This window comes from Gluconobacter sphaericus, from assembly GCF_016757795.1.
Taxonomy (GTDB): domain Bacteria; phylum Pseudomonadota; class Alphaproteobacteria; order Acetobacterales; family Acetobacteraceae; genus Gluconobacter; species Gluconobacter sphaericus.
The window spans coordinates 2,691,519-2,717,734 of the sequence record NZ_CP068419.1; the positions used below are offsets into that span (position 1 = coordinate 2,691,519).

Genomic DNA, 26,216 nt, shown 5'->3' on the forward strand with positions numbered 1-26,216 from the left:
GATGAAACACCCGCTGCCGCTTGCAGTGACGCTTGGAGATCCGGCGGGGATCGGCCCACAGCTTGCAGCAGAAGCCTGGCGCAGGCTGCGACCTTCAAAGGAAGGGACCTTCTTCTGGCTCGGTGATCCACGTCTGGTTGAGCACGCTGTGCCCGTGACCTGCATCACAACGCCGGAAGAGGCGACGAGTGTTTTTCCTGACAGCATGCCTGTTCTGCCGGTTCCATGCGAAGTAGAGGTCATTCCGGGTCAGCCTGATTCCCGGAATGCCGCAGCGACAATCAACAGTATCCGTAAGGCCGTTGAGTATGCTCTTGCAGGGCGTGCCGGCGGGGTCGTGACGAACCCGATTGCCAAGCATGTTCTGGCTGCGGCCGGTTTCCCCTATCCGGGTCATACGGAATTTCTGGCGGCTCTATGTGATATGCTCGGAGAAGAGATCATGATGCTGGTCTCGCCCCAGCTCAGGGTTGTCCCGGTGACGGTTCATGTCTCGCTCCGCAGGGCTATGGAGACCCTGACAACCGAACGCATCGTACAGGTGGCGGAGATCGCCAATGCGGCGCTCCAACGTGATTTCGGGATTGTGTCTCCGCGCCTGGCAATCGCGGGGCTGAATCCTCATGCTGGTGAGCACGGCATGATGGGCAATGAAGAAATTACAATCATTCAGCCCGCAATCGACAGGCTCCGGACACAGGGGATCGACTGTCATGGGCCGATGCCGCCGGACACGATGTTCAGCGCCAAGGCCCGGCCGCATTACGATGTAGCGATCTGCATGTATCATGATCAGGCGCTCATTCCACTGAAGACGCTTGATATGGAAGAAGGCGTGAACGTGACGCTCGGGCTGCCGATTATCCGCACCTCGCCTGACCATGGGACGGCTTTTGATATCGCAGGTCCTGTGACGGATACCTGCCGGGCGGATGTGTCCAGTCTTCTGTCGGCGATCCGACTGGCTGGCGGAATGAGCGCTTATCAGGAAGGAAAAGGATCATGATCCGTCTTGGAGTGAACATTGATCACGTCGCTACGCTGCGCAATGCCAGAGGGGGCACGTTCCCCGACCCCATAGCGGCGGCCGAACTGGCCATCGCCTCGGGCGCAGACGGGATTACGGCGCATCTGCGAGAAGACCGGCGCCATATCCGCGATGCTGACATGCCCCGGCTCAAGGCGCTATCCGCGCCTTTGAACTTCGAGATGGCTGCGACGGACGAGATGGTCCGGATTGCCTGTGATCTTCGGCCGCATGCCTGCTGCCTGGTGCCTGAAAAACGCCAGGAAATCACGACCGAAGGCGGCCTGGATGTCGTGGGACAGAGTGAGGCACTCAAGCCGAAAATCGCGCGGCTGCGGGATACTGGCATCCGGGTTTCACTGTTCATCGATCCCGAGGCGCGACAGATCGAAACCGCTGCAGCTTTGGGAGCGCCCGTTGTGGAGCTTCATACCGGCGCTTACGCTCTGGGCGGTAGCCAGGAACTGGAACGTCTGCGGTCAGCGGCGGAGACGGTCGCAGCCTGTGGGCTGGAACTCCATGCCGGGCACGGACTGACTTACGACAATGTGGGCGCGATTGCGGGCCTGGCAGGGCTTGCCGAACTGAATATCGGCCATTTTCTGATCGGGCAGGCCGTTTTTGACGGGCTGGGACCGGTGGTCCGCAAAATGAAAAGCCTCATAAATTCATAAACGCAAGGAGGAGCGGGACGTCTGTCGTCCCGCTCCTCCTTTTTAAGGTTCACTTGACCGGCTGGATAACCGGCTGAGTGTCGTCGTTTGTGAACTTGGGAACGTATTTCCCGGACTGGTCCGAATAGGTTGCTGTCGCACTCTGCGCCGGCGTACGGGGCGGGTGGAAGCCAGATACAGGGCCGAAGGGGCCGCCATTCACGCGACGCATCGTGGATTCACGCTGACGGGCACAGCCACGAGTAATGATGGAGCAAATACCGTCCGTTCCGATATATTCGTCGTCATTACCTGTGTAATGCACTTCGGAAACCCGGTCATGATCCATGCGGACCAGCATGCGACAGGCCGTACCACCACCGCCAAATGCGGACTGATAGATGCTAATAGCGGATTGGACAGGAATGAATCCGGAATCCGAAGGCATCGTCGGAAGCGCCTTGCTGCCGTCATACTGCCAGATCTCTGTTGTATCGTTCAGCTTCTTTGTGGAAGCCGGAATACCAGCACAGGCCTGCAAATCGTAGCTTGTCATGCCAACCATTTCGTACTGTGCCTTATGTGCACTGCGGGAATCGAAATAGCCACACCCAGAAAGGGCTGCGGTTGCTGTCATGGCAACGAGAAGGCGTGTGTAAACCGGGCGCATCATGTCTCCTTTGCGCGTAAGGGAAGCAGACTGCAGACCCGGAACGATTCATGACGAACAGGTCACAATCAGATGTGAAGTGTCCTGTTTCTACAGCAGCATCTCTGACGGGGATAGAGGAAGCGGGTTCCTTTGTTCCGGATGATGGGTTAGAGGGCAGTTCCCTTGCATCACAGGAATGCCACCAATGGCCGATATGACCCCATCCGAGGTGACACGCCTCCAGACCACGCTCCAGCGCCTGCTGGGTTCCCCGAAGCTCACGGTCAACAAGCCCAGCCGCAAGGGCATGAGCGTTGAACTGGCCGTTGCCGGAGAAGTCATCGGAACGGTTCACCGCGATGAGGATGAAGGCGAAGTCTCCTACGCCATCCACATCACGGTTCTGGAAGAAGACCTACCGCCTGCCTGAAATCCCAAGCAGCGTTAAACCTCAGGCAGCATGAGCCGGTGCAGGCATTTCGAATCGCGTGATCTTCCAGCCCCAATGCTCGAACTTCATGTGAAGGACAAATGGTGTCTGTCCCGGCTGATCCAGACTGGCCTCGAACTTTCCTGGGCTCACGAAATGGGCATGCATGGAATGCCACATTCCAAGCCAGTCTGACATGGCGGGAGCGTGCGGCATCACCTGATGCGCTGTAGTGATCAAGGTCGCAGGTGTCAGATGCGTATCGATGGCATTAGACACAGCCTGCCCCGCAAATGAACTCCCGAATCCCGGCAGGTCATCATCGACAGGTGCGGCAGGCGCAAACTGTTCCTTGAAGCAGTGCGTCAGCGCTGACCAGTCCACATGAGGCGCCAGGCGCGATGGATTGTTGCCGTTCATGGCCCGATCGATATCCCACAGGGCGAAATAGGGCGACACCGCATAGACTGCCAGAACAGCGCCTGCACTGACACCAAGCCCCTGCCATGCACGCGGCATAACTCTGCGAAAAGTGTTTTTCATGATGACTTCTCTGCTCAGGTCCTGCGAGACACCAGGACAGGGTTGAACGACACTGACGCTAACGTCTTTCAAGAGTGAAAGTCAGCAATTATCATCATTTCATGGATATGAATTTTTCTGACAACGAGCTGGAGCGGTATTCCCGCCATATTCTCCTGCCTCAGGTCGGGGCAATCGGGCAGACGCAACTTTGCGAAGCCTCTGTTCTGGTGGTCGGCGCCGGAGGGCTGGGAGCTCCACTGCTTCAGCAGCTTGCTGCATCCGGAATCGGGCGTATCGGAATCATGGACGATGACCGCGTCGATCTCAGCAATCTACAACGGCAGGTTCTCTATGACACTGACGACATCGGAGAGTTCAAAGTCAAGGCCGCGGCAAAGCGTCTGAAGGCGCTGAACCCGCTGGTTAGGGTCAGTCCGCATCAGGTTCGCGCGACGACCACCACGCTAGATGCGCTTGTGCCGCAGTATGATCTGGTCTGTGACGGGACCGACAACATCGTCACACGGCTGGCCGTATCTGATGCCTGTGTGCGGCATGGTCGGTCTCTGGTATCCGGGGCGGTACAGGGATTTTCAGGACAGATGGCTGTATTCAGGCCGCAAAAGGGCGGCCCCTGTTATCGCTGCCTGTTTCCAGAGGCCGCAAAGACAGAAGCGCCGAACTGCGGCATGTCCGGTGTGCTTGGCGCAGCGGCGGGCGTCATGGGAAGCCTAATGGCCGTGGAAGTCATGCGGGAAGTCATCGGACTGGAAGGTACAGATCAAACGCGTGTCCGCCTGTGGGATGCGCTGTCGGGAACGATGGAGAGTTTCGTGTTGAAGCGGGATACTACATGTCAGATCCATCATGATGAGCAGGCGCCCGGATGACACATCCCATGTTCCTGACGCTGGCCGACGATTCCTGGCAGCGGGCGCATTATGCACTTGTTGTTGCGGCGGGCGGCCTATCGCTCGGACGCAATGTGACGATTTTTGCGGGCGGACGCAGCGTTTTGGCGCTGACGCCGGACTGGAAGGGACTTGCAGGGGTTATTGCGGACGGTGAGCTCGAGGCCCGTGGGATCTCAGGGTTCGGGGAACTCCGGGAAGCGGTTCTGGACCTTGGCGCGACGGTCATGGCCTGTGAGGCCGGCCTCAGGATGGCAGGTCTATCTGAAAAGGACCTACTCGACGGAGTTACGGTGCGGGGAATTGTCAGCTTTCTTGAACTGGCGGGAGACAATCCCGTCCTTGCGCTGTAAGTTTCTAACCAAGATACGATTTTCGGACGTCTTTCCCATTTTGATGACTTGCCCAAACCTTCGGCCCTTGGCAGGGATGCGCTCATGAGAATGTCAGTCTTCCCTCTGCGTCCTGCCAAAGGCCATTTTGCTCTTCTTCGAGCGCTGCTGGCAGGTACGGTCCTGCTTTCTGCTCCGGGCTTCGTGAGTTCCGACGCCTGGGCTGCCCATCATCACAAGAAGCATGGGGAGACGGCCGCAAAGACTGTGGATAAGCATGCATCGGTCAAAAAACATCACAAGGCCGCCGATACGGCAAAACCGGCATCACCAGCGGCGAAGCATAAAACGATGCATCACACCGCTCTGAAACATGCCGCTCCGGCTGTTGCTGCAGGCGCTGCCGCCACCGCGGCGAGTGCAGCAACAGCTGATCAGCCTGCAACTCCGCCTATTCCGCCAGCTCCTGAAAACACGGACAAGGGCAGCAACACCGGACTGCCGCTGCCGCGTTATGCTGCGTTTCGGGCCGACAAGGTCTATATGCGTCGCGGACCGGGAGACAGGTATCCGATCGACTGGGTTTATCACCGTCGCGGGCTGCCCGTGGAAATTGAGCGCGAATTTGATGTGTGGCGCCTTGTCGAAGATTCCGATGGCCAGAAAGGCTGGGTGCATCAGGCGACGCTCTATGGCAGCCGGACCTTTGTCATTCCGGGACTGCCTCCTGAAGGCGTGAAAGCCCAGAACGGCGAGGCAAGCGCGCAGGAAGGTGACCATATTGGCAAGGCCGATGCCCGTATTCTCGCCCGTGTGGCCACTCAGGACGAGGCGCGGGCACACAAAAATGATGTGCTCCTCATGAGCCATCCGGAAGAAGATAGCACTGTCATCGCGGTGCTGCAGCAGGGAACGGTGGGCAATATCAAACTGTGCCCCCAGAATTCCCAGTGGTGCCGCGTGAGTGTGAAGGGCTACGAGGGCTGGCTGCCCCGCCGTCTTTTCTGGGGACTGCTCCCGGGCGAGACGATTCAACCTAACTGATTTTTTCGATCGAGGACGCCGTATATGACATCCAGTTCCCATTACCGCCGCACGCGGATTGTCGCTACTCTTGGGCCGGCCTCATCTTCACCCGAGATGATTCTTTCCCTGGCGAAGGCGGGCGTGAATGTCTTCCGGCTCAATTTCTCCCACGGCGCGCATGAAGATCACGGCCAGCGTCATGCCGCCATTCGGGCTGCCGAGGAAAAGGTCGGGCGCCCTCTGGCCATCCTGGCGGATCTTCAAGGCCCGAAACTGCGTGTCGGCGTGTTCGAGAACGGTCCGATAATCCTCGAGGAAGGCAAGCCGTTTCGCCTGGATCTGGACCGGACACCCGGTACGATTTCGCGCGTCTGCCTGCCTCATCCGGAAATCATTTCCGCCGCCAAGTCAGGCAGCCATCTCCTGCTGGATGACGGCAAGCTCAAACTGCGTGTCGTAAAGACGGGCGAGGGGTTCCTCGAGACGGTTGTTGTCGTGGGCGGAAAGCTTTCGGAGCGCAAGGGCGTCAATGTTCCCGACGTGACGCTGCCCATTCCGGCGCTGACCGAAAAGGATCGCCGTGACTTTGACTTCGCATTGTCGCTAGGTGTGGATTTTGTAGCGCTTTCGTTCGTGCAGCGCCCAGAGGACGTGCAGGAAGCCCGCGAGATCGCAGCAGGTCGTGCAGCCATTGTGACCAAGCTTGAAAAGCCGCAGGCGATGGATGATCTGGCTGCCATCGTGCACCTGTCGGATGCGATCATGGTGGCGCGTGGCGATCTGGGTGTGGAACTGCCGCCTGAGGAAGTTCCTGTGGCGCAGAAGCGCGCCATTGCCGAAGCCCGCAAGCAGTGCCGCCCGGTCATCGTGGCGACACAAATGCTTGAGAGCATGATCGAAAGCCCGACGCCAACGCGCGCCGAAGTGTCCGATGTGTCCAATGCCGTTTACGATGGCGCGGATGCCGTTATGCTGTCGGCGGAAAGTGCGGCAGGTAAGTATCCTATCGAAGCCGTCTCAATGATGGTGCGGATTGCCGAGCGCGTAGAGCAGGACACTGAGTGGCGTCTCCGCATGGACCGTCTGCGCCCGGCGCCAGATGAAACTGTCCAGAGCGCGATCGTTCAGGCCGCCTGGCAGGTCAGCTGCACGCTTCATGCCGGTGCTATCGCATGCCGGACCCGGAGTGGAGCAGGAGCCATGCTTCTGTCCCGTGAACGGCCGCATTGTCCGATCATTGCCCTGACACCCGAACTATCGGTTACGCGTCGACTGTGTGTTGTATGGGGCGTCTTTCCGCATCTGATCAACAGCGAACAGAGCTCTCAGGGCATCGAGCCTCTGGCCGGTCCTGTTGTCGAACTCGCACAGAACATAGGTTTCTGCAAAACCGGGGATCGGATTCTGATCCTGGCCGGCCTGCCTTCGGGGCATTCCGGAAGCACGAACACCCTGCGCGTCATCACAGCCTGAATAGCCAGCTACTGTCGGACTCTAGTCCGGCAGTAGCTTATGCCTAGGCAGTTCAGGCTTGACGGTTTTCAATCAGAGTCCGGCGAATAGCCCGCCCACGTTCAATTTTGCTTGTGATAGCTTCTTCGTCGCCGGTACGGATTGCATCGGCCATTGCCTGTGTGTCGGCCACGAACTTGTCGAGCGTCCCAAGCAGCGCTTCCCTGTTGGCCAGGAAGATGTCTCGCCACATGACCGGGTCCGACGCCGCAATCCGTGTAAAATCGCGAAAGCCCGACGCGGCATAATCCAGGACAGCCGCACGAATTTCATCAGACAGGTTGTCTGCGGTATCACAGATCGTAAAAGCTAGGAGATGCGGCAGGTGACTGACCATGGCGCAGATCCTGTCGTGCTTTTCATCAGACAGAACTTTCGTGCGCGCTCCGCACAACGTCCAGAGCTGCTCAATCGTGATCACAGCCTTCGTATCCGCGCCTTTAGGTGGAACGAGCAGCGCCCAACGGTCTTCGAACAGGGTTGAAAATCCCGCGTCCGGCCCTGAATGTTCGGTTCCGGCCATCGGATGGCCGGGAACATACGCCACGTTTTCAGGCAGGATCGCCGCTAGTGTCGGGCCGAGCTGTCCCCGAACGGAGGCTACATCTGTCAAAATGCTGCCAGGTTTCATAAAGGGGAGCACCTGACGGGCGACCGGTTCAACTGCGCCAACAGGAACGCAGATCATGACGCAGTCTGCCTGCGCAGCAACAACAAGGTCGGACGTCGTGATATCCGCGATGCCCAATTCCCGTACACGTTCAAGAACGCCCGAGTTTGAGTCGGCTGCGATCAGGGTTTCGGCAATTTCCCCCGTTTCACGGGCCCGGCGCAGAATGGACGAACCAATCAGCCCCGGGCCGATGACACAGAGAGACCCAAAGAGAGGTTTCATAAAACTCTGGGAGCCGTCGCGAAAGGGGTATCCTCGGTGCTTTTGCCGTCCCGGGACGTGGCCTCTTTTTTGATACTACCGGCAAGGGCCGTCACGGCGGGAGGAATAACGGTCTTGCGGGAGGAAACCGGAGACGGAGCCGGCGTACTTTTACTTACTTCCATAGGAGGTGCACGACGCAGCCGACGCATTTCCACAATCTGCCAGACCAGAAGGACCGGAATGCCGATCAGGATGTCACGCCCGCGGCGCAGTAGGGAAAGACTGAGCGAGATTTCGGCATCGATGCCGAAAATCATGCCCAGGGCAGCATAGGCTGCTTCCTGCACACCCAGAGCGCCCGGTACTAGGAAACCGGCCGACATGATACCACAGACCACGCCCTCGATTGCGACCGAGGAGAAAAATCCGACATGGGCGCCGAGCAGATGAAAGGCCAGCCACGTCATGGCTGCACTGCCCATCCAACATAGCAGATGGCAGAATGCCCCCAAGGAAATTCTGTCCGGGCGGCTCCAGAGGCTTTCGAGTCGTAACTGGAATGTCTCCGTATTGCCGATCAGGGAATCGCGCCACTCCGCAGCAATGTGCTTCCCGAGAAACGCCGCAGCCTTGCGAACCATCACTCCGCCGCGCTGCTGGGTCCAGATGAATCCGGCAATCCCAATGCTCAGCAAGAGCATGCCACCTATGAGTGGCCAGACAAATCGCGAAGCCCCGTGATGGCCGATCAGACAGAGAAGGGCAATCAGGACGAAGGCGATCTGCCCTAGAACCTCGGTCGTGATATCCACCAGGTTTGCGGCCACACCTTCGGGCCAGTTTAGTTTTTCTCCCTTGACGGTGCGGGGATCCACACCAGCCAGCGTGGCGCGGACACCAATGACCATACCGCCGAGTTGAGAGAAGGGAAGACATGCACCTGCGCTGTCACGGACCAGACGCGCTCCCATAAGGCGCCGCACGCTCAGCAGCGGCACCGCCGCGTGCCACGCAACACCGAGCCCCATGTCAATCAGAAGCTGGCAGAGCGCGAGCAGCAGGAAGCCACCAACACCGACTTTTGAAAGAGCGTCCATGACGGGATGAATACCCGCCTTAGCCGCAATGAAGGTGAAAAGGGCCACCCCAAGAAGGGAAAGCAGAACAGGGAGAGTTTTTTTCAACGTCTTCGTCACATACCGTTTGGACACGCTCTATCGCACACAGGGTAAATATTCCACCCTTTCAGACGCTTTCCCCAAAAAGCCGGGGGGATTATGCTGTCATAAATTGCAACCATCTGCTGATGACCCAAGGAGACTCTGCCACCATGAACGATGTCACACTCGTTACGGGGGCTACAGGGTTTGTCGGCTCTGCCGTCGCTCGCGTCCTTGAAGAACGCGGCCACCGCCTGAGACTTCTCGTCCGGCCGACATCCGATCGTTCAAATATTGCTGAATTGAACGCGGAACTCGCCGTCGGCGACCTTTCCGATCCTGATACGCTTGCTCCGGCGCTGAAAGGCGTCAAAATCCTGTTTCATGTTGCTGCCGATTACCGGCTCTGGGTTCCGGACCCGGAAACCATGATGAAGGCCAATGTGGAAGGTACCCGTAATCTGATGCTGGCTGCCCTTGAGGCTGGCGTAGAAAAAATTATTTACTGTTCGTCGGTTGCGGCCCTGGGGCTACGAAGCGACGGTGTGCCAGCAGACGAAACCACACCAGTTTTCGAAAGCAAGGTCATCGGGATCTACAAACTTTCGAAATACCGGGCGGAACAGGAAGTCCTTCGTCTGGTCCGCGAGAAGAACCTTCCGGCGATCATCGTGAATCCCTCGACGCCGGTGGGACCACGGGACATAAAGCCGACGCCCACGGGACAGATGATCCTCGACTGTGCCAGCGGGAACATGCCGGCCTATGTCGAGACCGGGCTGAACATCGTTCATGTCGATGACGTCGCCGAAGGTCATGTTCTTGCGCTGGAGCGGGGAAAGATCGGCGAGAAATACATTCTCGGCGGCGAGAACATCATGCTGGGAGACTTGTTCCGCATGGTCAGCCAGATTGCGGGAGTAAAGCCGCCTGGCATCAAGCTCAAGCAGTCCTGGCTCTATCCCGTAGCGCTTGTGTCTGAATGGCTGGCCCGCGGGTTTGATATCGAGCCGCGAGTCACGCGTGAGACGCTGGCCATGTCCAAAAAGCTGATGTTCTTCTCATCCGACAAGGCGAAGAAAGAACTCGGATATGCTCCGCGCCCGGCCCGCGATGCCGTGGCAGACGCCATTGCCTGGTTCCGTCAACACGGGCGGATGAAATAATGCTGTTCGGAACTGCACTGACCAGTCTGGGAGCCTGGCTCTACCTTTCTCTGCTCCATGGGAAATTCTGGCAGAAAGGCCCCATTCTCGCCCAGAAACCCACTCCGGTCTGCGCACCGGACGTGGCGGTAGTCGTCCCCGCCCGTGACGAAGCGGACTCTATCCGCGAATGTCTGACATCCCTTCTGGAGCAAGATTATGACGGGAAACTGTCTGTTATTCTGGTCGATGACGAGAGCACAGACGGGACGGGCGATATCGCACGCGCTCTGCCTGATCCGCATCACCGCCTGACCGTCATTTCGGGCCAGAAGCGCCCTGCCGGATGGAGTGGCAAGCTGTGGGCGGTCCATCAGGGAGAACAGGAAGCCCTGACGCGGATCGGCCCTTATGGTTACATCCTGCTAACAGACGCGGATATCATACATGCCCCGGGTCATCTTTCCTCCCTGGTCGCCAAGGCCCGGGAAGATGATCTGGATCTTGTTTCGGAAATGGTGGCGCTGAACTGCGAGAGCACTGCAGAGCGTTTTCTGGTCCCGGCGTTCGTCTATTTCTTTGCGATGCTCTATCCGTTTTCACGGATTGCTAGCGAGCATTCACGGATCGCGGGTGCGGCAGGCGGAACCATTCTTCTGCGGCGTCGGGCTCTGGAGCGGATCGGAGGCATCAGTGCCCTGCGTGGCGCTCTGATCGACGATTGCACACTGGCCGCACATGTAAAGCGTTCGGGTGGCCGGCTCTATCTGGGACACAGTGCTCTGGCATGGTCCGTGCGACCGTATCGTGGCATGAAGGACGTTTGGCACATGATCGCGCGGACGGCTTACGTGCAACTGCGCTATTCGCCGCTCCTGCTGCTAGCAACGATCATCGGGATGGCCACGATCTGGCTTCTGCCGGTGACCCTCGCCCTGTTCGGCAAAGGGCGGGAACGACGGGTCGGCCTTCTGACCTATCTGCTGTCCTGCCTGACTTTCGTACCGACACTTCGCCGCTTTGGCCTGCCACTATGGCGTGCCATTCCCCTCCCACTCGTGGCAGCCTTCTATATGGCAGCAACCATCGGCTCGGCTCTCGATCACCACCGCGGGGTCGGCGTGCGCTGGAAAAATCGTTCCTACACGGATGAAATATCGTGACAGACAGCATCTGGGGGGCGAAAGACGTCACCTCTGCCAAAAGCAAATCCGACGAGAATTTTCCCGTCGGTTCTTTCCTGATTGCCCCACGACTACGGCCTTACGTCCATACCTATTATAATTTCGCGCGTGTCGCGGATGACATGGTGGACACGACAGAGCTGACGCCTGCCGAAAAAATTGCGCGGCTCAAAGGCATGGCGGCGGTCATCCGGGGTGAGATCACTGCACCTCCGCGCGCCGACGCACAGACGGCGGTCAAGCTGCGCGAAGTGCTTCTTCAGACGGGCGTGCCGCTGGAAACGGCGACGGATCTTCTCGAAGCGTTCTGCATGGATGCGGAAAAGACCCGCTATGAAAGCTGGGACGAGCTGCTGCATTACTGCAAATATTCAGCAAACCCCGTCGGCCGCTTCCTGCTCCTGTTGCATGGTGAGGCAGAAGAGACGCTCGCACCTTCCGATGCCCTGTGTTCAGCCCTTCAGGTCGTCAATCATCTTCAGGACGTCGCAGACGATCTAAAGGTCCTCGACCGGTGCTACGTACCGCTACCGTTGTTGGAAAAAGAAGGTGTCTGTCTGGATGACCTGCGTCTGGTACGCAGCAAGCCGGGGGTTCGCCGTGTGTTCGACCGGATGCTGGATGGGGTGGACGTCCTCAACAGAAACGCCCGGATCCTGCCTCTCCTGATCCGGGATCGCCGGATGCGGCTGGAAGCCGCCGTCATTGTGGAGCTGTGCCATATCCTGACAGCCCGTTTGCGTCGCCAGGACCCGTTGCTGGAACGTGTAGCCTTGACGAAGGCGGATGGGGCGAAGGCCCTGTTCCGGGCGCTGCGTTATTTCCCTGCCGCCGGCTGAGCCGGAACGGCAGGGAGGCTGGATCGGATCAGGCGATGATCCGGTCCAGCGCCGTACAGAAGGTCTTCATTTCATCCATTGAGCCGACGGTAACCCGCGAGGCATTCGGCCAGATGGGCCAAGAGCGTCCGATCACGACTTTTTGCTGCAGAAATGCATCCTTGATCGGCTCTGCCGGTTTCTTCCAGTCAATAATGAACATGTTTGCATCCGACGGAATAAAATGGATGCCGCGCTTGCGCAGATGCTGGAACGTCATGTTCCGGGCTGCAATCATTTCCTGACGACGGGCAGCGATGGCTGATTTCATGGTCAGACTCATCGTGCCACAGGCCATAGCAGGGACCGGCAGCATCACGGTTGCGCTCTTGCCATCATAACGCATCATGGCTTCATGCAGATCGGGTCTGGCAAATGTCAGGCCAAGACGCATGCCAGCCATAGCAAACATCTTGGAGAAAGTGCGCAGCACGACTACGTCCTTGTTCTTGGCGACCAACTCCAGAGCGCTCGGCGCTTCCGAAAAGTGGATATAGGCTTCATCGACCAGAACGACAGAGCCCTTTGGTTTGTGCTCGACGAGCCATGCGATATCGCGCAGAGGCGTAAGCGTCCCAGTCGGATTGTTCGGGGAGCAGATGTAATAGACGCCGGCATTGGGATCGGCCGCCAGCATGGCGCGTACGTCAGTACGATAACCACCCTTGGCGGACAGCGGCACACGGGCGAGGGGGATCTTCAACCAGTCAGCAGCCACCCAGCCAGCTTCATAGCTCGGATCTGCCGTAACAAGCCCACGGGTGGGCGAGCAGAACGTAACAATCGCGCGGGCGAGAGGATCGGACGAACCACACCATGTCATGACATGGCTTTCGGGAATTCCTTCCACGTCAGAAGCCGTCTTGATCAGATCATCACGCATGTGGCCGGTCGGATCGTAACGGTTGCTCTGGAAAACGGAAGAAGCACCGGCTTGCGCGGCTTCCGGGAAAGGCCCCGTCCAGCATTCATTACTACCCAGACGGGTCATGCCTTCAAAATTAATTCCTGACGGAAGAATGCCAGCATGCGCGGATTTCGTCAGGGCGTGAACGGTCGCACCAGCTGCCAGAAGCGTGGCAATCCGTCCAAAACTGCGGCGGGAGTATCCCCGGGCCAGAAGGTCGCTGCGGGCGACGGAAGAGAGGGGACTGGTCATTGTGGGCCATACTCCAGACTAGGGTCAGAACATATTAGTTCCGAAACATTTTCTGTGTCAAAGCAGGCCCGAAGGATATTTTCAGTATTCTTTCTTCTGGCCGGGCAGGGGGATGGATGTCGGCTTTCCAGGAGATCCGGCATAGGTCAGCAGCAGAACCGTCTGTCCGTCGCCGCTAACACCGCGATGGACATCATTAACCGATTCCGCGAAGGCTTCACCCTGATGAAAAGTGCGCTTCTTGCCGCTCTCACGGTCCTCGATCGTGAGGGTGCCTTCAAGCACATAGCCCGCATTAGGATAGGGATGCACATGCCAGGGCAACGCGGAATGCGCCGGGATTGTCAAACGGATCATGCTAAGCATCGGGCGGGTCGCCGGATAATGATCGTAAGGGGTGCCATTCCACGAATGATCGTCCGCAAGGAGATGTTCGGCGTGGCCACTGGCTGTTGCGGGTGAGAGCGCCTGTGCAAAGACAAGCGGTGTCGAGAAAATCGCAGTTGCAACTGCCCCTGCAAGAAGGGGCGGGTTTATCTGAGAAAAGAAACGCATGTCGTAAAGACTCCTCTTCAGGTGTTGCGTTTTGGCATCACACTAACGCATGGCACGCCTTTCCGTTCAGGTCATCTTTGTCTCGGGGGGATTTGGGTCTAGAACCCTGATCTTCTGAAACGAGACAGGGGACAGACATGGTTTTCAGCAGGATGCGCGCTTCTTCCGGTCTTCCCTGCGCGCAGGCCGATCTGGACCATGTCGAGAGGATCGTCACCACCTCGGGAACATCCTTTGCCCGCGGGATGAGCATTCTTCCGCCGGATCGGCGTCAGGCGATGTTCGCGGTCTACGCTTTCTGCCGTCTGGTGGACGATATTGCGGACGGCGACGCTGGCGTTGCAGACCCGATGGCGGCTCTTCAGGAATGGCATCACCGGATTGACCAGCTCTATGAAGGTGTAGCGACGGATGCGCTCGATCGTATCCTGATTGTTGCCATCCATCGCTATCAGATTCAGGTCCAAGATTTTCATGACGTTATCGACGGTATGGCCATGGATTGCGGCGCGCCGATCGTCGCGCCCGACGAGGCAACGCTTGATCTGTACTGTGACCGCGTAGCCTCTGCGGTCGGACGGCTTTCAGTCTGCGTGTTTGGTGATTCGTCCGACAATGCGCGGCGCGTGGCTTACCATCTGGGACGCGCCCTGCAGTTGACTAACATCCTGCGCGACATCGCCGAAGATGCGGGACGGGGCAGGCTATATCTTCCCGCCGAGCTTCTGACTCGGTTCGATGTTCCCAAAGACCCGCAGGAAGCGCTGTACGCCCATGGCCTGGATCAAGTCGCCCGCATTCTTGCACAACGGGCGAAAGACCATTTCCGCGAAGCCCGCAATGCCATGCGGCTGTGTAATAGCACTGCGATGCGGCCGGCCCGCATGATGGCAGCCTCCTATGCGTCGATCCTCTCAGCGCTGGAAAAGCGCGGCTGGAAAACGCCGGATATCGCTCCGAAAGTCTGTAAACCCTGGAGAAAGCTGCGCACTCTCGCAGCGTATGTGAAGTAAGCCCCATGAGCCATGTCCACATTATCGGCGGTGGTCTGGCAGGCCTTTCCGCCGCAATCGAACTGGCAGCACAGGCCCGGGTCACGGTCTACGAGGCAGGGCCAGCCTGCGGCGGACGTGCCCGCTCTTTTCACGACCGCTCCCTCAATGCCCGGATTGATAACGGCAATCACCTGATCCTGTCGGCGAATGATCTGACGTTTCGCTACCTGGACATCATTGGCTCTCGCCATACCCTGACCGGTCCGGGACTGCCGATCTTTCCGTATTACGATCTCGAGGACAGCCTGGCCTGGACGCTGCGCTTGTCGAAAGGAAAGCTACCATTCTGGGCGCTTCCGGGCGGCCGACGCGTCCCGGGCATGAAACTGTCGGAACTGGCTTCCCTAGGTCGCTTCCTGCGCGCCGGCGAGAACACGACCGTGGATGCCTGCCTGAGTTCCGGGCAACTGAGCCGCAGGCTGCTCGTACCTTTTGCGATTTCCGTTCTCAATACGGATATCCATACCGGCAGTGCAAAACTGCTTGGGAACGTAATCCGTCAATCCCTCGCCAAGGGCGGAATGGCCTGCTGCCCCTGGTTCCCGGAAGTTGGATTGTCCGAAACACTGATCGATCCGGCCATTGCGTATCTGAAGCGCTTTCATGGCGATGTCCGCACGGGTGTCCGCGTCAGTGCCATCGAACAGCAAAATGGCCGGGCAAGGGCGCTCGAAACCGCTGAAGGGCGGGTCGAGCTCGGCCCTGAAGATCAGGTCATCATGGCCGTCCCGGGGCCTGTCGCGCAATCCCTGATTCCGGGACTGAAAGCGCCGGATGCTTTCGAAAGCATTGCAAACGCGCATTTCCGTCTTCCGGCCGTGGTTCAGGCCCGGGGCGTGGTGGCCCAAGCCGGGTTTGTTGGGCTGGTTGGCGGCATTTCGGAATGGATCTTCTTTAAGGGCGATATCCTGTCCGTTACCGTCAGTGCGGCCAACCGCTACGCCGATCGCGAAAACAGTGAACTGCTGGCCACAATCTGGTCCGAGATTCGGCGTGCTCTTGATCCCGTCCTGTCGCAGTCGCTTCCGGTGGCCATGCCGCCCGCGCGCCTGATCTGGGAAAAACGGGCAACATTCGCCGCGACCCCCGAACAAAACCGACTGCGGCCAGGCCCCCGAACGGATCTCGTGAATTTGGCTCTAGCCGGGGACTGGACTGACACCGGCCTGCCGTCCACGATCGAAGGCTCCATCCAATCGGGTCTCCAGGCCGTGGCGGCGCTGGGTTTCCGCTCCGCCCTTGAGAACACGAAATCGTGATGAACGCTCTCACAATCATGATTGTACCACAACCCCCGCCTTTCAGGACCGCCTGTGTCGGGAGAACCGAACAATGCTGATCTATTCTGATATTCTGGAAAAGGAGGACCGCGTGAGCGAAACCTTATCCCGCCAATCCGTCGAACCCGATGAAATCAATCATGCCGTCGAGGGAGCGCAAGCCGCGCTGGGTGGGAAGCAGAAATCAGACGGACACTGGGTTTACGAACTCGAAGCGGATGCGACGATCCCTGCGGAATATGTGCTGCTCGAACATTATCTCGACCGGATCGACCCTGAAAAACAAGCCAAGATCGGTGTCTATCTGCGTCGCATTCAGGGCGATCACGGGGGATGGCCGCTTTATCATGACGGCGGCTTCGATCTGTCGGCGACCGTAAAAGCCTATTTCGCACTCAAGGCGATCGGGGATGACATCAATGCGCCTCACATGCGCATTGCGCGTGAAGCCATTCTCGACCACGGCGGCGCGGCGCGGACAAACGTATTCACGCGGATCCAGCTCGCCCTGTTTGGGGAAGTGCCCTGGAATGCAACTCCTGTCATGCCAGTCGAGCTCATGCTCCTGCCACGCAAGGCGTTCTTCTCGGTCTGGAACATGTCTTATTGGTCCCGGGCCGTCATCGCACCACTGCTGGTCCTCAACGCGCTTCGACCCAAGGCCATTAATCCGCACGGTATTCATGTGCAGGAATTGTTCGTCAAACCGCCTTCGGAAGTCACGGACTGGATCCGCGGACCGTACCGCTCGGTCTGGGGACGGTTTTTCAAACATCTGGACTCTGCACTTCGGCCGGTCCTGCCACTTATTCCGCGCAGCATGCACAAAAGGGCCCTTAAGGCCGCCAGCGACTTCATCGAACCGCGTCTGAGTCGGGGTGGCCTTGGTGCGATCTATCCAGCCATGGCGAATGTCGTGATGATGTACCGCGCCCAAGGCATCCCGGACAGCGATCCGCGTGCCAAAACGGCATGGGACGCAATCCAGGATCTGCTCGTGGATCATGGTGACGAGATTTACTGCCAGCCCTGCGTCTCACCGGTCTGGGATACAGGCCTGTCGGGCCTTGCGATGATTGAGGCGGCGTCCGGACCGGCCGGCACGAAAACCGAGGAAACACTCGCCGCACTAAAAAAGAGTGCCGAGTGGCTGCGGGAACGCCAGATCCTGGACGTCAAGGGCGACTGGGCCATCAACACGCCTGACCTGCGCCCCGGTGGCTGGGCGTTTCAGTACGAGAACGACTACTACCCGGACGTCGATGACACTGCCGTCGTGGCCATGCTTCTGCATCGCGTCGATCCCGAAAACAGCCGTGAGGCCATCTCCCGCGCTCGGGAATGGATCATCGGCATGCAGAGCACCAATGGCGGCTGGGGTGCGTTCGATATCGACAACGACCACGAGCTACTCAACCATATTCCCTTCTCGGATCACGGCGCACTTCTGGATCCACCGACCGCGGACGTCTCGGCGCGCTGCATTTCCTTCCTGGCGCAGCTTGGAGACCCGGATGACCGGCCGATCATCCTCAAGGCAATCGAATATCTGCGCTCGGAACAGGAGCCCGAAGGCTGCTGGTTCGGCCGGTGGGGAACGAACTACATCTACGGAACATGGTCGGTTCTGTGCGCCCTGAACATTGCAGGTGTGCCGCATGATGATCCGATGGTCCTGCGGGCCGTAAACTGGCTTGAGAGCGTCCAGCGTCCAGACGGCGGCTGGGGCGAGGACTGCGCCACTTACGAGGGCGGTACCGCCGGCATCTATAAAAAGAGCCTGCCGTCGCAGACCGCCTGGGCCGTCCTGGCTCTCATGGCCGTCGGACGCCGCGATAGCGATGCGGTCAAACACGGCGTAGCCTATCTCGTGTCCCAGCAGAACGAGAAGGGCGAATGGCAGGAAGAAGCCTATAACGCGGTCGGTTTTCCGAAGGTCTTCTACCTGCGCTATCATGGCTACAAGCAATTCTTCCCGCTGACTGCCCTGGCCCGTTACCGCAATCTTGGTGCAAGCAACAGCGGCAAGGTGGAGTACGGGTTCTGATGCTCGGTATTCTCGCAGGCCTGAAACAGGAAGCCAGTCTGATCCGACGCTTCCTGCCGAATACTCCCGTGGCATTGAGCAATGCCACGCCGGAAGGCGCGCGCAGGGGAGTGGAACGTCTGCTCAATGCAGGCGCAACGGAACTCCTGTCTTTCGGATGCGCAGGAAGCCTCTCACCGGACATTGCACCCGGAACAGTCATCGTGGCGGACCATGTCCGTTACCAGAACAGGGATATTTCCTGCGATCCGCGTCTGAGTGAAATGTTCGGCTCGGCCTATGCGCGACGTGGTGGCATCCTGCACAGCGACGCACTGGTCGAACTGGCTCTGGAAAAAGCCTTATACTTTTCGCAGACAGAATGCCTGGCTGTGGACATGGAAAGCGGCGTTGTTGCCGATGTAGGTCTGCCTTTTACTGTTCTACGGGTGGTCTGTGACGATGCAAAGCGGGATCTCCCGCCCGCGGTCAAGACCAGCGTCAGAGATGGGGCCGTGTATGTACCAGGCCTAGTGGGTTCCCTTCTGCGACATCCCCTGCAGATCGGCGGACTGATCCGTCTGGGCAGGGAAGCAGCCATCGCCCAGCGTTCCATGGCTTCATTCCTGCAAACCAATTCGCCTCAGGCCTGAGAAGGTCCCGGCACCGGCAAACGTGGCCGCGACACCGATCGGAACGAGCCACGGAAAGGCAATGGAATGCCCCTCAATTCGGATGAGGGACACAAGCGCCAGCACGATCACTGCGGATATGAAACCGGCAATCGCAGCCCGTTCATCCCGGGAATGGCCGATCATGGCCAGCAGGAATACTCCAAGGGTGGCGCCATAGCTGTAGGACGCGATGGAGAGGCCGAAGACGACAGCCGAACCACTTGGGCGCGAAAACAGCATCGCGGTCAGAACAAGAAGAAAAGCCCAGAGCGCCGTCAGGGTCCTTAGAGAGAACGGGCCGTGCGGCATAAAGTCTGTCCGACTTGCGGCCGCCATCGCGTTCATGGCGCTGGACAGGGACCCCATAGTCGCAGCGAGTATACATGCGACCATAAGGCCGCCTAATACGGGTGGCAAGGTCAGGATGAAATGCGGAAACAGTGCGTCGGGCCGCGCCCCCTGAGCCGGCATCAGATCCCGCAATGCCACACCAATGAAGGAGAGCAGGGCAAAAAACCCTCCCACGACAAAAACACTGCCGATCATCGCCGCGCGCGCACCATTAAGGGTCTTCGCCGCAAGACAACGTTGCAGCATCAACTGATCGGTCCCGTGCGAAGCCAGAGCTAGAATAGCCCCGCCGATAACTGCGCCGGCGATAGAAAACGGATCTGTAAAGACGGGCAGGCCATGACTGAAGACAGGGGCCCAGTGAAAGGGAGCTGCCCCCGCGCGGCACCAGATCACGATAAGACAGGCAATACTTCCGCCCAGATACAGTCCAAGCTGGAGACTGTCGGACCAGACAACGGCTTTCAGACCGCCCGCGATTGTATAAGCTAGCGTCAGCAGAACGATCAGAAATAGAAGAATCAGGTCCGAGACTGGATAACCCATGCTGGCAAACAGCATCGAGACGGGAAGCATTCCAGCGTAGAGGCGGACACCTTCGGCGACGAGGCGGGTGATCAGAAAGGTGCCAGAGAGGAGCTTCTGTAATTTTGTACCAAATCTCTGGCCAATATAGCGATAGATGGATGTTGCGCCACGTTCATGCAGCGGCAGAAACCAGATTGCGACCGCCGTGCGACCAATCAGGTATCCAATGGCCAGCCCGACAAAAACATAACCCTTGAGGTAAGCCACGCCCGGGACACTGACGATGGTCAGGGTCGATGTTTCGGTCGCGACTAATGAAAGGCAGATCGCCCATGGCGGGAGATCCTTATGAGGCTGCCGAGCCAGCGCAATGGAGATAACGGGCAGAAAGCAGAGATACAAAAGAATAACGAGCAGGCTGGCAAGCATCGAGACAGGTTATTCTTCCGAAAAAATCTATACAGGGTAGTGGTATCTGCTGCCCTCAGGCGCCCTTGCTGCTTTCGAGCAGACGCTCCGGACGGAAACCCGTTGCAATGACATAAAGCTCGCTGGATTCCTTGCGAGATGCCGGGGGCTTGACGTGCTTGACGCTGGAAAACGCTGTTTTCATCAGTGCCAGCATGTCTTTTTCCGAACCACCCTGGAATACCTTGGCGATGAAGCTTCCCCCTTCGGCCAGAACCTGAAAAGCGAAATCAAGCGCTCCTTCCGCGAGCCCCATGATCCGCATGTGGTCGGTTGCGGCATGACCCGTCGTATTCGGCGCCATATCGGACATGACGAGATCGGCCGGACCACCCAGCATATCCTTCAGGCGATCCGGCATCTCGGGATCCGTAAAGTCCCCCTCGATGACTTCCGCACCCGCAACAGGATCGACCGGAAGCAGATCCAGCCCCACAACATGCTTAGCCCCACGCTTAACCGCGACCTGAGTCCAGCCACCAGGAGCAGCACCCAGATCGATGATCCGCGTACCTTCCCCGATCAATTTGAATCGGTCGTCGATTTCGATCAGCTTGAAAGCAGCACGCGAACGCCAGCCCTGCTTGCGGGCGGCCGCCACATAGGGATCGTTCAGCTGACGATTGAGCCAGCGCTGCTGGGCCGTGGTGCGTCCACGGGCCGTGCGTAACGACACGGTCTTGTTGCGGGCCGTGCGGGCGGTTGCAGAATCAAGCGTTGCGTCGTTTTCACCGGGGTTGGAGGCGCTTTTCAGGGCCTTTCCCGGAATACGCTTCGGTCCCGTGTCCTTACTGGAACCGGAGCGGGATCTTGGCGGCTTCATATCGTTGCGTATGTCCCGAATGGGCCCCGTGACCGAGGCGTGGCATGGCGACTGGTCGTACTGCGCCCCTTGCCGGAACGCTGACCATGATCGCGGGCCATACGCAGCAACATCCCGTCGCGCAACCCCCGGTCCGCAATCGTTACGTCCTCAACCGGCCATAGACGATGGATCGCTTCGAAAATTGCACAGCCCGGCAGAACGAATTTCATGCGTTCAGCCCCCACGCAAGGATGCTCTGCCAGTTCGTCACGATCCAGACGGCGCAGGTTGCCGATGGCATCAACCATGCTTGGGCCAGGCAGTGTCAGGCCATCAATAGCCGCGCGGTTATAACGGGGTAGGGAGAGCGCCACTCCGGCTAGCGTCGTCACGGTTCCGGAGGTGCCAATCAGCCGTGTTTTGCCGAGCGTTACCTCACGCCGAATACGGTGAACGGTCTCGAAACTTTTCAGATAGCCCTGAACATGACTGACCATCGTCTCATAAGAGGGGCCATGTCCTTCACCGAACATTTCCTGAAGAGTAATTACGCCGACGGGGACACTTGTTGTGCCTATCAAGGTCTGGGTCTGACGCTCCGGATCGATCCGGACCCAGGCGACCTCGGTAGAGCCACCTCCGATATCGAAAAGGACCCCACGATCTGCCTGAACCGGCTTGTGCTCCGGCTGCCGGAAGAGGGGGGAGCAGCTTTCAAGCGCCAACTCCGCTTCTTCACGAGCCGTGATGATATCAATCGTCAGACCTGTCTCATGCTGTACGCGCGCCAGAAACTCGCGACCATTGGCAGCCTGACGACAAGCTTCGGTCGCAACGGCGCGGACATGGACGAGGGGCCACTGCTTCATGCGTTCTGCACAAATACGGAGTGCATCAAGCGCACGCTTCATGGACTCTTCAGCAAGACGGCCACTAGCGCGCAGGCCTTCGCCCAGACGGACTGAGCGATTGAAGCTATCCACTACACGAAAACCGTTGGGCGTACCCGCTGCAATCATGAGGCGGCAGTTGTTGGTACCGAGATCGATGGCACCAAAGAACGGACCCGTACGTCTGGCAGACGCATGCACAGGCACAGGGCCTGACAGGTTGTAATCCGTTCTATACCTCATCATGTGTTTCGGCTCCCGCTTGCCCTTGATCTGGGACCTTGGAAAAGCAGCATGGGGTGCGCAGGACCCTAGTCGCAAGAAAAATATCAGTTTTTCTGAAAAAAATATCAATCGCCCCCTTGCGCCACCCCGGGGCGATTGATAAACACCCTCTCACCGCTTGGGAGATAGTTTAGCGGTAGAACTACCGGCTCTGACCCGGTCAGCCCTGGTTCGAATCCAGGTCTCCCAGCCAAAAAATCCTCAGAAAATACCGTAAAAAAGAGACTTCCCCTCAAGGGGTAAATTACTCTATGAGGACCCGCCAACGGCCGGGCGGCCTCTTGGTCTCCGGTTCACACATATCGCGTCGTCACGACGCATGACGTAACGGGGGCAAGCGGGCATGACATCATCTTCCGGCACAACCAATTTTAATGAGCGCATCCGCGATGCTCTGGCTTTTGACGACGTTCTCGTCGAGCCGGCTGAATCATCGGTCCTGCCGGCACAGACCTCCACACGAACCCGCCTGACGCGCTCCATCGAACTAAACATCCCGCTGATGTCGTCCGCCATGGACACCGTGACCGAGGACGGCATGGCTATCGCGATGGCGCAGCAGGGCGGCATGGGCGTCATTCACAAAAACCTGTCCATTGAAGAGCAGGCCGAGCAGGTCCGCCGCGTCAAGCGCTTCGAATCAGGCATGGTCGTCAATCCTGTCACGGTTGGCCCGGACCAGACGCTGGCCGAGGTTCAGGCCATCATGGCGCGGCATGGCGTCTCTGGCCTTCCTGTCATTGAAGATGGCAGCGGTGTTCTCGTCGGCATCCTGACCAACCGTGACATGCGCTTCACGACCGATCCGAACACGCGCGTTCGCGACCTGATGACGCACGAAAACCTCGTAACGGTCCTCAACGGGGCTGCACCTGATGAAGCGCGCACGCTCCTACATCGTCACCGGATCGAAAAACTCCTGGTGGTGGACGAAGCGAAGCGTTGCATCGGGCTAATCACTGTCAAGGACATGGACAAGGCCATCGCGCATCCGCTGGCCATCAAGGATTCCCAAGGCCATCTGCGCTGCGCTGCGGCCGTAGGCGTCGGAGAAGACGGCTTCCGTCGCGCTGCAGCTCTTGCTGAAGCCGGAGTGGATGTCATCGTCGTGGATACGGCCCACGGACACTCCCATGGTGTTCTGACCGCAGTTGAGACACTCAAAAGCCGTCACGGGGACCTGCAGGTCATCGCAGGCAACGTTGCAACGCCGCAGGCCGCGCGTGCACTGATTACAGCCGGTGCCGACTGCGTGAAGATCGGCATCGGACCAGGATCCATCTGCACCACGCGCGTCGTGGCTGGCGTGGGTGTGCCGCAATTCTCCGCCGTCATGGAAACGGCTGCCGCCTGCCACGAGCTGGACATTCCGGCCATTGCAGATGGTGGCGTTCGGACCTCGGGCGATATCGTCAAGGCGCTCGGCGCCGGTGCGGATGTGGTCATGGTCGGCTCGCTTCTGGCGGGTACCGACGAGAGCCCGGGCGAAACATTTCTGTATCAGGGCCGCTCCTACAAGGCTTATCGCGGCATGGGATCGCTCGGCGCCATGGCCCGCGGCTCCGCAGATCGTTACTTCCAGGCTGAAGTCCGCGATACGCTCAAGCTGGTCCCGGAAGGCATTGAAGGTCAGGTTCCATACAAGGGGGGCATGTCCGCGGTCATCCACCAGCTTGTCGGTGGTCTGAAGGCAGGAATGGGCTACACCGGATCGGCCACCATTGCCGATCTTCAGGTCCGTACCATGTTCCGTCGCATCACGAATGCTGGCCTCCGTGAAAGCCACGTCCATGATGTGACGATCACCCGTGAGGCTCCGAACTACCGCCGGGACTGAGCGTTCCTGCATCAAAGCCTCTCGCATTGAGGGGCTAAACGGGCTACGGGGGCGCTATGACCCCCGCAGCCCGTCTTTCAGGCGCCATCGATCTGCTCTGTGCGATCCAGAACGCGCCCCGCCGTCCCGCCGACGCCACAGCCAACGCTTTTTTCCGCGAACGCCGTTATATTGGTGGCGGAGACCGTCGGGCCATCTCCACGATCGTCTGGGATGTCCTGCGGGGTTGGCGACGGCTGCAATGGCATCTTAAGGATATTTCCGGCGACATTTCTCCACGCCTGCTGTGCTCGGCATCGCTTCTCCTCGGTGGGGAAACGATGGATAACGTCCGCAAACTGTTCAGTGGCGAGCGCTATGCGCAGAAGCCTCTGACGTCACGTGAAGATATGGCGCTCAAGGGGCTGGAAGGAAAAGAACTTTCCACCCAAAAGCAGCCCATTGCCGTACGCCTTGAATATCCGGACTGGCTGGACAGCGCACTACGCGAGACGTTCGGCAACCGCCTTCCAGACGAGATGGAAGCCATGCTCGGAACGCCGACACTCGATCTGCGTGTCAATCTGCTAAAAGGAAGCCGTGAGGCGGCCATCCGCGAGCTTCGCCGCGAATCGCTTCAACCAGAACCGACGAAGCTCTCGCCCTGGGGACTGCGGCTTGATGGACGCCAGCCCGTAACGGCGACGCAAGCGTTTAAGGATGGGCTGGTCGAAATCCAGGACGAGGGTAGCCAGCTTGTGGTGGCAGCCGCGGATGCGCACGGCGAACACCGGGTTCTGGATTACTGTGCAGGTGCGGGTGGCAAAACGCTGGCACTGGCGATGACCATGGAAAATCGCGGGCATATCGTAGCATGTGATGTGCATGAGAAGCGCCTAGACGGAGCGGTCAAGCGGCTGCGTCGGGCAGGCGTTCATAACGTCGAGCGGCACCTTCTGGTGTCGGGAGACAAATGGGCCAAGCGTCGGGCTGGTAGCTTCGACCGGGTGCTGGTCGACGCACCATGCTCGGGAACCGGAACCTGGCGTCGGAACCCGGATGCACGCCTGCGCCTGACGCCTGAAGACATTCAAGAGCTTGTTATCAAACAGGCGCAAATCCTTGATCGTGCAGCATCTTTGGTGAAGCCGGGTGGGCGGATGATCTATGCGACCTGTTCGCTTCTGGCATGTGAGAACGGGCAGCAGATCGATTCTTTCCTCAAGCGTCGCACGGATTTTATGCGCTTGTCGAAAGAGCAGATGCCTGAACTCCTGCCTACCGAACTACGGAACAAGGCGCAGTTTTCCCTGACGCCGTTGCGGGACGGAACGGACGGGTTCTTTGCCTGTGTGCTGGAGCGGGTCATGACGGAAGTGAAACCTAAAGAACCGACCGAGACGGCTGAATCTGCGCCTACAATGCCAGTGGCGGAAGATCCTTCCACATAACCAACGCGTCCACATAACCTTGGGATGGGTGATCGAATGCTCCGGGGAGCGTGCCGATCACCCGGAATCCCAATGATTTCCATAAGGCTATGGCACGTAGGTTTGTGCTGACAACGAAATTGAATTGCATGGCACGAAAGCCTAGTTTCATGGCTTGTGCCAAGGCATGTTCGGCCATGAAGCGACCAGCGCCAAAGCCAGACCGGGCAACGAAACCGGCATTGGCGATATGCGCGCCACCGCCTTTGTGGTTGGCCTGAAGATAGAATGTCCCGACGATCTCATGGTCACGGGTCTGCGCGACGTAGACGCGATGCTCCACATCCATCCAGTACGCCAGCGCCTGCTGCCGTCCCCAGTGACGGGGCAACGCGTAGGTTTCTGCCTTGCGCAAGACGGGGGACAGAAGACACCAAATTTCTTCACGGTCCATCGAATGGGCGGGACGGATCAGGAGGTTCGTATCGGGCAGGAGCGTCATAACAGAGCACTATTCCATATTTTAGGTGCATTGACCGATCCGGGATATGATACCGCTTCGTATCCATAACGCGGAGCCCG

General features: G+C 58.7%; 26 protein-coding genes and 1 tRNA gene. 17 read left to right on the plus strand and 10 right to left on the minus strand.

The genetic code is table 11. From position 1 onward, the window contains the following. Position 1 precedes the first annotated feature (1 nt). Both pdxA and IGS75_RS12680 read left to right on the plus strand, forming a co-directional pair. The gene (gene pdxA / locus IGS75_RS12675) at positions 2 to 1,006 is read left to right on the plus strand and encodes a 4-hydroxythreonine-4-phosphate dehydrogenase PdxA (protein ID WP_202258607.1); all 1,005 of its coding nucleotides are present in this window, start codon (positions 2 to 4) and stop codon (positions 1,004 to 1,006) included. Beyond that, complete coding sequence (locus tag IGS75_RS12680) at positions 1,003 to 1,701, plus strand: pyridoxine 5'-phosphate synthase (protein ID WP_141352330.1); 699 nt, start codon at positions 1,003 to 1,005, stop codon at positions 1,699 to 1,701. The genes pdxA and IGS75_RS12680 overlap by 4 nt, the downstream gene beginning before the upstream one ends. 49 nt (positions 1,702 to 1,750) lie before the next feature. On the opposite strand, the gene IGS75_RS12685 is transcribed toward IGS75_RS12680, so the two are convergent. After that, a complete protein-coding gene (locus tag IGS75_RS12685; protein ID WP_062269390.1) occupies positions 1,751 to 2,350 on the minus strand; it encodes a hypothetical protein in 600 nt (199 codons plus the stop codon). A 187-nt stretch (positions 2,351 to 2,537) separates the two neighbouring features. On the opposite strand from IGS75_RS12685, the gene IGS75_RS12690 reads away from it, so the two are divergent. Further along, on the plus strand, positions 2,538 to 2,762 hold the full coding sequence (locus tag IGS75_RS12690) for a DUF3126 family protein (RefSeq protein WP_141352328.1): 225 nt from the start codon (positions 2,538 to 2,540) through the stop codon (positions 2,760 to 2,762). A gap of 21 nt (positions 2,763 to 2,783) precedes the next feature. Here the strand turns inward: IGS75_RS12690 and IGS75_RS12695 are convergent, their stop codons facing one another. Then, on the minus strand, positions 2,784 to 3,305 hold the full coding sequence (locus IGS75_RS12695) for a DUF2939 domain-containing protein (RefSeq protein ID WP_202257064.1): 522 nt from the start codon (positions 3,303 to 3,305) through the stop codon (positions 2,784 to 2,786). A 101-nt stretch (positions 3,306 to 3,406) separates the two neighbouring features. Here IGS75_RS12695 and IGS75_RS12700 point away from each other — a divergent pair, with 101 nt between their 5' ends. From IGS75_RS12700 to pyk, 4 genes are all read left to right on the plus strand, one after another. After that, on the plus strand, positions 3,407 to 4,177 hold the full coding sequence (locus IGS75_RS12700; RefSeq protein WP_141352324.1) for a HesA/MoeB/ThiF family protein: 771 nt from the start codon (positions 3,407 to 3,409) through the stop codon (positions 4,175 to 4,177). Further along, the gene (locus tag IGS75_RS12705) at positions 4,174 to 4,551 is read left to right on the plus strand and encodes a DsrE family protein (protein ID WP_141352322.1); all 378 of its coding nucleotides are present in this window, start codon (positions 4,174 to 4,176) and stop codon (positions 4,549 to 4,551) included. Before IGS75_RS12700 ends, IGS75_RS12705 begins: the two co-directional genes overlap by 4 nt. Positions 4,552 to 4,635: 84 nt before the next feature. After that, the gene (locus IGS75_RS12710; RefSeq protein ID WP_174787566.1) at positions 4,636 to 5,574 is read left to right on the plus strand and encodes an SH3 domain-containing protein; all 939 of its coding nucleotides are present in this window, start codon (positions 4,636 to 4,638) and stop codon (positions 5,572 to 5,574) included. Positions 5,575 to 5,598: 24 nt separating this feature from the next. Continuing rightward, positions 5,599 to 7,029 (plus strand): pyruvate kinase, encoded by a 1,431-nt coding sequence (gene pyk, locus IGS75_RS12715; RefSeq protein WP_202257065.1) that lies wholly within the window; start codon positions 5,599 to 5,601, stop codon positions 7,027 to 7,029. 52 nt (positions 7,030 to 7,081) lie between these two features. Here pyk and IGS75_RS12720 read toward each other — a convergent pair whose 3' ends face one another. Next, a complete protein-coding gene (locus IGS75_RS12720; RefSeq protein ID WP_202257067.1) occupies positions 7,082 to 7,963 on the minus strand; it encodes a prephenate dehydrogenase/arogenate dehydrogenase family protein in 882 nt (293 codons plus the stop codon). Beyond that, complete coding sequence (locus IGS75_RS12725; RefSeq protein ID WP_202258609.1) at positions 7,960 to 9,141, minus strand: HpnL family protein; 1,182 nt, start codon at positions 9,139 to 9,141, stop codon at positions 7,960 to 7,962. Before IGS75_RS12725 ends, IGS75_RS12720 begins: the two co-directional genes overlap by 4 nt. 134 nt (positions 9,142 to 9,275) lie before the next feature. On the opposite strand from IGS75_RS12725, the gene hpnA reads away from it, so the two are divergent. From hpnA to hpnC, 3 genes are read left to right on the plus strand one after another with little or no spacing between them, the layout of a single operon-like run. Continuing rightward, positions 9,276 to 10,271, plus strand: coding sequence for a hopanoid-associated sugar epimerase (hpnA, locus tag IGS75_RS12730; protein ID WP_202257069.1), 996 nt, complete (start codon positions 9,276 to 9,278; stop codon positions 10,269 to 10,271). Beyond that, entirely contained in the window at positions 10,271 to 11,413 is a 1,143-nt protein-coding gene (locus tag IGS75_RS12735) for a glycosyltransferase (RefSeq protein ID WP_202257071.1), read from the plus strand. Before hpnA ends, IGS75_RS12735 begins: the two co-directional genes overlap by 1 nt. Beyond that, positions 11,410 to 12,273, plus strand: a complete 864-nt coding sequence (gene hpnC, locus IGS75_RS12740) for a squalene synthase HpnC (protein WP_202257073.1) — start codon at positions 11,410 to 11,412, stop codon at positions 12,271 to 12,273. The genes IGS75_RS12735 and hpnC overlap by 4 nt, the downstream gene beginning before the upstream one ends. Before the next feature lie 28 nt (positions 12,274 to 12,301). Here hpnC and IGS75_RS12745 read toward each other — a convergent pair whose 3' ends face one another. After that, positions 12,302 to 13,471 carry a pyridoxal phosphate-dependent aminotransferase gene (locus IGS75_RS12745; RefSeq protein ID WP_202257075.1) on the minus strand — a complete coding sequence of 390 codons (1,170 nt, stop codon included), beginning with the start codon at positions 13,469 to 13,471 and terminating at the stop codon, positions 12,302 to 12,304. Positions 13,472 to 13,552: 81 nt separating this feature from the next. After that, entirely contained in the window at positions 13,553 to 14,026 is a 474-nt protein-coding gene (locus IGS75_RS12750; protein ID WP_202257077.1) for a cupin domain-containing protein, read from the minus strand. A gap of 137 nt (positions 14,027 to 14,163) precedes the next feature. Here IGS75_RS12750 and hpnD point away from each other — a divergent pair, with 137 nt between their 5' ends. From hpnD to IGS75_RS12770, 4 genes are all read left to right on the plus strand, one after another. After that, positions 14,164 to 15,039: a presqualene diphosphate synthase HpnD gene (gene hpnD / locus IGS75_RS12755; RefSeq protein ID WP_141352304.1), complete on the plus strand. Its 876-nt coding sequence runs from the start codon at positions 14,164 to 14,166 to the stop codon at positions 15,037 to 15,039. A gap of 5 nt (positions 15,040 to 15,044) precedes the next feature. Continuing rightward, positions 15,045 to 16,340: a hydroxysqualene dehydroxylase HpnE gene (gene hpnE / locus IGS75_RS12760; protein WP_202257079.1), complete on the plus strand. Its 1,296-nt coding sequence runs from the start codon at positions 15,045 to 15,047 to the stop codon at positions 16,338 to 16,340. A gap of 73 nt (positions 16,341 to 16,413) precedes the next feature. Continuing rightward, positions 16,414 to 18,408 carry a squalene--hopene cyclase gene (gene shc / locus IGS75_RS12765; RefSeq protein ID WP_202257081.1) on the plus strand — a complete coding sequence of 665 codons (1,995 nt, stop codon included), beginning with the start codon at positions 16,414 to 16,416 and terminating at the stop codon, positions 18,406 to 18,408. Beyond that, positions 18,408 to 19,040, plus strand: a complete 633-nt coding sequence (locus tag IGS75_RS12770) for a phosphorylase family protein (protein WP_141352298.1) — start codon at positions 18,408 to 18,410, stop codon at positions 19,038 to 19,040. Before shc ends, IGS75_RS12770 begins: the two co-directional genes overlap by 1 nt. Here the strand turns inward: IGS75_RS12770 and IGS75_RS12775 are convergent. Genes IGS75_RS12775 through IGS75_RS12785 form a run of 3 tightly spaced genes read right to left on the minus strand, consistent with a single transcriptional unit; the run spans position 19,008 to position 22,349 of the window. Further along, positions 19,008 to 20,369 (minus strand): sodium:solute symporter family transporter, encoded by a 1,362-nt coding sequence (locus IGS75_RS12775; protein WP_202257083.1) that lies wholly within the window; start codon positions 20,367 to 20,369, stop codon positions 19,008 to 19,010. The genes IGS75_RS12770 and IGS75_RS12775 overlap by 33 nt on opposite strands. A 55-nt stretch (positions 20,370 to 20,424) precedes the next feature. Next, positions 20,425 to 21,231 (minus strand): RlmE family RNA methyltransferase, encoded by an 807-nt coding sequence (locus IGS75_RS12780; RefSeq protein WP_141352294.1) that lies wholly within the window; start codon positions 21,229 to 21,231, stop codon positions 20,425 to 20,427. Next, positions 21,228 to 22,349: a Ppx/GppA phosphatase family protein gene (locus tag IGS75_RS12785; RefSeq protein WP_141352292.1), complete on the minus strand. Its 1,122-nt coding sequence runs from the start codon at positions 22,347 to 22,349 to the stop codon at positions 21,228 to 21,230. Before IGS75_RS12785 ends, IGS75_RS12780 begins: the two co-directional genes overlap by 4 nt. Positions 22,350 to 22,507: 158 nt before the next feature. Here IGS75_RS12785 and IGS75_RS12790 point away from each other — a divergent pair. The 3 genes from IGS75_RS12790 to IGS75_RS12800 all read left to right on the plus strand — a co-directional run bounded on the left by IGS75_RS12790 (position 22,508) and on the right by IGS75_RS12800 (position 25,655). Continuing rightward, a tRNA-Gln gene (locus tag IGS75_RS12790) sits at positions 22,508 to 22,581 on the plus strand. A gap of 150 nt (positions 22,582 to 22,731) precedes the next feature. Further along, positions 22,732 to 24,225 carry an IMP dehydrogenase gene (gene guaB, locus IGS75_RS12795; protein WP_202257085.1) on the plus strand — a complete coding sequence of 498 codons (1,494 nt, stop codon included), beginning with the start codon at positions 22,732 to 22,734 and terminating at the stop codon, positions 24,223 to 24,225. Between the two features lie 56 nt (positions 24,226 to 24,281). Further along, the gene (locus IGS75_RS12800) at positions 24,282 to 25,655 is read left to right on the plus strand and encodes an RsmB/NOP family class I SAM-dependent RNA methyltransferase (RefSeq protein WP_202257087.1); all 1,374 of its coding nucleotides are present in this window, start codon (positions 24,282 to 24,284) and stop codon (positions 25,653 to 25,655) included. On the opposite strand, the gene IGS75_RS12805 is transcribed toward IGS75_RS12800, so the two are convergent. After that, positions 25,621 to 26,136, minus strand: a complete 516-nt coding sequence (locus IGS75_RS12805; RefSeq protein ID WP_202257089.1) for a GNAT family N-acetyltransferase — start codon at positions 26,134 to 26,136, stop codon at positions 25,621 to 25,623. The genes IGS75_RS12800 and IGS75_RS12805 overlap by 35 nt on opposite strands. Positions 26,137 to 26,216 lie beyond the last annotated feature (80 nt).